At 52.9% G+C, this 5,046-nt stretch carries 5 protein-coding genes and 1 pseudogene; 1 reads left to right on the plus strand and 5 read right to left on the minus strand.

Annotated features, from left to right (window positions below; all coding sequences use genetic code 11):
- Positions 1-194: pseudogene (locus ACI32D_RS09275) on the plus strand (ABC transporter ATP-binding protein); the annotation flags it as partial.
- A gap of 78 nt (positions 195-272) precedes the next feature.
- Here ACI32D_RS09275 and ACI32D_RS09280 read toward each other — a convergent pair.
- The 5 genes from ACI32D_RS09280 to ACI32D_RS09300 all read right to left on the minus strand — a co-directional run bounded on the left by ACI32D_RS09280 (position 273) and on the right by ACI32D_RS09300 (position 4,933).
- Positions 273-1,148 carry an ROK family protein gene (locus ACI32D_RS09280; protein WP_439776285.1) on the minus strand — a complete coding sequence of 292 codons (876 nt, stop codon included), beginning with the start codon at positions 1,146-1,148 and terminating at the stop codon, positions 273-275.
- Positions 1,149-1,187: 39 nt separating this feature from the next.
- Positions 1,188-2,150 carry a mannose-6-phosphate isomerase, class I gene (gene manA, locus ACI32D_RS09285; protein WP_439776286.1) on the minus strand — a complete coding sequence of 321 codons (963 nt, stop codon included), beginning with the start codon at positions 2,148-2,150 and terminating at the stop codon, positions 1,188-1,190.
- 82 nt (positions 2,151-2,232) lie between these two features.
- On the minus strand, positions 2,233-3,627 hold the full coding sequence (locus ACI32D_RS09290; RefSeq protein WP_439776287.1) for a glycoside hydrolase family 1 protein: 1,395 nt from the start codon (positions 3,625-3,627) through the stop codon (positions 2,233-2,235).
- A complete protein-coding gene (locus ACI32D_RS09295) occupies positions 3,627-4,502 on the minus strand; it encodes an ROK family protein (RefSeq protein ID WP_439776288.1) in 876 nt (291 codons plus the stop codon). The genes ACI32D_RS09290 and ACI32D_RS09295 overlap by 1 nt, the downstream gene beginning before the upstream one ends.
- Positions 4,503-4,606: 104 nt before the next feature.
- The gene (locus ACI32D_RS09300; RefSeq protein WP_439776289.1) at positions 4,607-4,933 is read right to left on the minus strand and encodes a PTS lactose/cellobiose transporter subunit IIA; all 327 of its coding nucleotides are present in this window, start codon (positions 4,931-4,933) and stop codon (positions 4,607-4,609) included.
- Between the last annotated feature and the right edge of the window lie 113 nt (positions 4,934-5,046).

A 5,046-nucleotide genomic window follows, 5' to 3' on the forward strand; every position in this document is an offset into this window, starting at 1 on the left:
TCATGGAAGACCAAAACATCATTCTTTTGGACGAACCAACCCGGGGCATCGACAAGAAAGGGGTCAAGCAGTTTGTCGACCTGCTTGAGCGGCTGAAAGCTGAAGGCAAGTCCGTCGTCGTTGCCAGCCACGATGACATCCCCGGCTTAGTCTATGACCGAACCTTGACCCTGGAAAACGGGGAACTGAAATAAAATTCAATCCATAACAAAACCAGCCCAAGCTTTCGCTTGAGCTGGTTTTTTTGTGCTATTATCTTGTTTTTCCGCTTGTTACTTAAGCAGGTCCTTGGCCATTTCAAAGCAGCCGAGGGTAGCTGAACCGTTGTTGGCAACGATTGGCCGCACGATCAGTTCGTCCAAGTCCGGCAGGGCAACGTAGTCGTTGTTCATTTCCGCGAAGTACTTTCTGACCGTTGGCATGTCGCCTTCGTTCAAAACTGACCCGCCGACAACCATGACGTCTGGCCGGATGGTCAGGTAGATGTTGTAGAGCATCTCTGCCACGTAGTAGGAAATCAAGTCAAAGACCGGGTGGCTGCGGTCCAGGTCTTCACCAGGAATCCCGGTTCTGCCCTTGATGGTCGGACCAGCCGTCAAGCCTTCCCCACAGGCGTCGTGGTGGAAAGGACAACCGCCTTCATACTTGTCGTCCGCCCGCTTAGGAATGCGCATATGGCCCATTTCTGAGTGGTTGGTGTAGCCGATGAAGTGGCCTTGCTGGATGGCACCAGCCCCAACGCCAGTCCCGATGGTGATGTAAAGGTAGGTCTTTTCATCATCCCGGCCGCGGGCAATGTATTCACCGTAGCGGGAAGCGTTGACGTCAGTCGTCAAAACGGCTGGTACGCCCAGTTCCTTTTCAAAGTAGCCCTTCAGTTCAGTATTTGACCAGCCTGGCTTTGGGGTCTTGGAAATGTAGCCAAAAGTCTCTGACTTCGGGTCGATGTCGATCGGGCCAAAAGAGCCGATCCCGATGGCCTTGACTGGATTCTCCTTGAAGAAGTCCCGGCAGGCTGCCAAAGTTTCCGCCGGAGTCGTGGTTGGCACCCGCTTGGTTGCCGTCGTTTCCCCAGTTTCCACGTTTTGCACGCCTAAGATGAACTTGGTGCCGCCGGCTTCAATGCTGCCTACAAAAGTATCTGTCATGTTCTCACCTATGCTTCTGTTAACTTTCGATTTTGTCTTTTAAGCTTCATCGCCTGGTTTGGAAGCGATAATCGTAGCTTGACCATCTAAAGTATAACAGGAAATCGTCGTTGGCAAAATCAGATGATCACCTTTTTTCAGCGGGTAAGTCTGCCCGTCGACCGTCAAGTCGCAAGCTCCGTCCAAAACTGACAGCAAGCGGTACTTGCCGTCCTTGATCTCAAAGTCGCCCTTGCCGTGAACATCCAGCTTGAAGACGCCGAAGTATTCCGCCATAACGAACTGGGTCACGTGAACGTCGCCAACATCCCATTCTTCATGGTTGAGCTTTGGCATCTCAAACGGCACTTGCACCGTGTCGATTGACTGCTGCAAGTGAAGTTCCCGCAGCTTGCCGGTCTTCTTGTCCACCCGGTCAAAGTCGTACATCCGGTAGGTGGTGTCGCTGGACTGCTGGGTTTCCAAAACCATGATGCCGCTGCCGACAGCGTGCACCATGCCATGCGGCACGTAGAAGAAGTCACCTTCGTGCACCGGAACGGTCCGCAAGAGCTTCTTCCATTCCCCCTTCTTCACCATTTCGGCGAATTCTTCCCGGGTCTGGGCATTGTGGCCGTAGTAGAGCTTAGCGCCTGGCTTGGCCTTGATCACGTACCAGGATTCAGTCTTGCCCAATTCCCCTTCGTGGATTCTGGCGTATTCATTGTCCGGGTGCACTTGCACGGACAGGTCTTGGTTGGCATCCAAAATCTTGGTCAGAAGCGGGAAGACATCCCCTTTGGCATTGCCAAAAAGTTCCCGGTGCTGGTCCCAAAGCTCATTCAGCTTCATCCCCTTGTAAGGGCCGTTCTTGATGGTCGCCGGGCCGTGCGGGTGGGCGGAAATTGCCCAAGCTTCACCGGTGTGGTCACTGGGAATCTGGTAGCCAAATTCGTCTTTTAAGCCAGTGCCGCCCCAAATTTTTTCATGAAAAACTGGTTCCAAAAATAATGGTTCTGCCATTTGTTTTGCTTCTCCTTAAAAAAACATGTTTTTTTACAGTTTCCATTGTAAACCTTTCCGGCAAGGCTTGTCGACCGCTTTCTTAATCAGCGTCGAGTTCGTTAGTATCGCTCAGCTTCCGGTACCAGTAAGCGGACTTCTTCAAAGTCTTCTTTTGGGTGTGGATGTCGTCGCGGATCAAGCCGTAGCGGTTCCGGTAGGCGTTCATCCAGGACCAGTTGTCAATGGCAGTCCAGAGGAAGTAGCCCTTGCAGTTGCTGCCTTCGCTGATCCCCTTGTGGAGCCACTTCAAGTGGTCGCGGATAAAGTTGATCCGGTAGTCGTCTTGGACTTCACCCTTGTCGTCCAGGAAGCGTTCTTCTCTGGAAACACCCATGCCGTTTTCTGAAACAAACCACGGGAAGTTATCATAGTTTTCACGCAGGTTGACGGAGATGTCGTAGAGGGCCTTCGGGTAGATTTCCCAGCCCTTGTCGACGTTCATGATCCGGCCTGGCATCTCGTAGTTGTCGAAGTGGATGTCCGGCATCCAGTCTTGCAGGCTCTTTGGAGAGATGGCTGGTGCTTGAACCCGCATTGGCTGGTAGTAGTTGACGCCCAGCAGGTCGATCGTGCTTTCCTTGATCAAGTCCAGTTCTTCCTGAGTAGCATCCCAGAGAACGCCATCATCAGCCAGAATTTTGACGATTTTTTCCGGGAAGGTCCCCTTGATGGCGGCCTCAAGCCAAAGGTCAACGCACCAAAGGTTGGCAAATTCCGCTGCTTCCAGGTCAGCTGGCTCGTTTGATCTTGGGTAAGCCGGGGTCAGGTTCAAGATTATCCCAACCGTGTGCTCGTCGTCATTGAAGCGGGCGTGGAACTTTTGAATAGCCTTGGCGGAAGCCAGGTTGATGTTGTAAGTTACCTGGACAGCCAGCGGGCCGTCAACTTTGAGCGGGTAGTGGAACTTGTACAGGTAAGCCCCGTCAACGATAACCTTCGGCTCGTTGAAGGTGAACCAGTGCTTGACCCGGTCGCCGTAGAGCTCGAAGCACTTGTCAGCGAACTTGGCGAACAGGTCGCCGACGTGCTTGTCTTCCCAGCCGCCGTACTTCTTTTGCAGTTCATAAGGCATGTCGAAGTGGCAGAGATTCATGTAAGGTTCAATGCCGTTTTCCAGCATGCAGTCGATCAGGTCGCTGTAGAACTTGGCCCCGTCCGGGTCAACTTCGCCCGTCTCAAAGTCAGCGATCAAGCGGGACCACTGGATTGAGGTCCGCAGGTGCTTGATGCCGGCTTCCTTCATCAAAGGCAGGTCCTTCTTGTAGTCATTGTAAAAGTTGGACGCCGTGTCCGGCCCGACCCCATTGTAAAAAGCTTGCGGGTCAGTGTCGTACCAATAGTCAAAAACGTTACGGTGACGCTTGTTAAAGCGGCCTTCAGTCTGCGGGCCTGAGCAGGCAGCACCCCAGGCAAAATCATCTGGAAACTTCAGCATTATTCTTCTCCATGTTCTTGTTCAAAATCATATACGCAGCCGCGCAAGTTGGCTTCACCGCGGTATTCACACACGGCCAGGTCTGGCTTGACGGTGGCAATGCCCACCTCTTGGCGGATTCGTTCAATTTCTTCATTCAAAAGGCCCAGCAGGTCAGGGTTGTTGGAAATCGCCCCGCCGATGATGATCTTTTCCGGGTCAAAGCCGTGCTGCAGGTTGAAAATAGCAGCTGCCAAAGCCTTGATCGACCGGGTTCTTTCCTTAAGAGCCAGAGGATCGCCGGCCTTGGCCAAGTCGTAGACTTCCTTGCCGGAAGTTTCATGGCCGCTGGCAGCGCTGTAGCGTTCAGCCATTTGGACCGGGGAAGCAGCCTGGCTCAAGGTCATACCGGCTTCAGCCGTGGTTTGGTAGCCGAACTCGCCCCCGTAAAGGTGGGCACCGTGCCAGATCTGCCGGTTGAAGATGATGGCCCCGCCGACGCCGGTACCGATGACCATAAAGGCCAGGGAGGAATTGTTTTTGCCGGCACCGTCAGCCAGTTCAGCCAGGGCCGCGCAGTTGGCGTCATTTTCGATGCTTACTGGCAGGCCGAAGATCTCTTCCAGCTTTGGCACGATCGGGAAATTATGGATGTAAGGCAGAGCGCTGGCCCCTTCAATGACCCCGCTTTGCTTGTTCACGGCACCTGGTGAGGAGATGGCTACCCCGGTCACGGCGCTTTCCGCCTTGATCTTGGCCACTTCCCCGCCCAAAAGGCTGTAGAAGTCTTCCAGATTGTCCGGGGTTGGCAGAGCGTGCACTTTTTGCAAGCGGCCGTCTTCCCAGGTCGCGAACTTGATTGTGCTGCCGCCAATGTCGATTGCTGCTAAATTCATTCTTTGATCACCTTGTTTGTTAAATGACTGGCCTAGCCAGGTCAGCTTGGACGACATTTTTCAACTATGAGCCGCTTGTTTTCAGTTCTTGTCGCCAGCTGGCTTTACTTCTTTTCTGCCATCTTTTCGTAGACAGAAACCAGTTCATTTGCCAGGTCGATGTAAGTAATCGCGGTCATCAAGTGGTCTTGCGAGTGCACAACCAGCAAGGTCAGCTGGATATGTTCACCACTGGCTTCCTTGGTCAGCATGGCAGTTTGCGAGTTGTGAGCATCTACCAAGGCGTTGTTGGCTTCCTTAAGCTTGCCGTGCGCCTTTTCAAAATCACCTTCGTGAGCCGCGTCAATAGCTTCCTTGGCAAAAGCCCGGGCATTGCCGGCGTTGACGATCAAGCCCATGACGGACTGCATAGTTTGTTCTTCTTCACTCATTATTTTTAACCTTTTTCAATCTAAATTATCGTCGATTTACGCCTTTGCTTCAGCTTCAGCGTTTTCTTGTTCCCGCTTCAGCAAAACTTGGTCGTAACGCTTGGCAAATGGGA

The sequence above is a fragment of the Lactobacillus sp. genome, from assembly GCF_051873315.1.
Taxonomy (GTDB): domain Bacteria; phylum Bacillota; class Bacilli; order Lactobacillales; family Lactobacillaceae; genus Lactobacillus.

What these genes read in the sequence shown, in the direction of transcription:
- ACI32D_RS09280 (WP_439776285.1), bottom strand. Translation starts at nt 1,148, where the DNA reads ATGACAGATACTTTTGTAGGCAGCATTGAAGCCGGCGGCACCAAGTTC.
- ACI32D_RS09300 (WP_439776289.1), bottom strand. Translation starts at nt 4,933, where the DNA reads ATGAGTGAAGAAGAACAAACTATGCAGTCCGTCATGGGCTTGATCGTC.
- manA (WP_439776286.1), bottom strand. Translation starts at nt 2,150, where the DNA reads ATGGCAGAACCATTATTTTTGGAACCAGTTTTTCATGAAAAAATTTGG.
- ACI32D_RS09295 (WP_439776288.1), bottom strand. Translation starts at nt 4,502, where the DNA reads ATGAATTTAGCAGCAATCGACATTGGCGGCAGCACAATCAAGTTCGCG.
- ACI32D_RS09290 (WP_439776287.1), bottom strand. Translation starts at nt 3,627, where the DNA reads ATGCTGAAGTTTCCAGATGATTTTGCCTGGGGTGCTGCCTGCTCAGGC.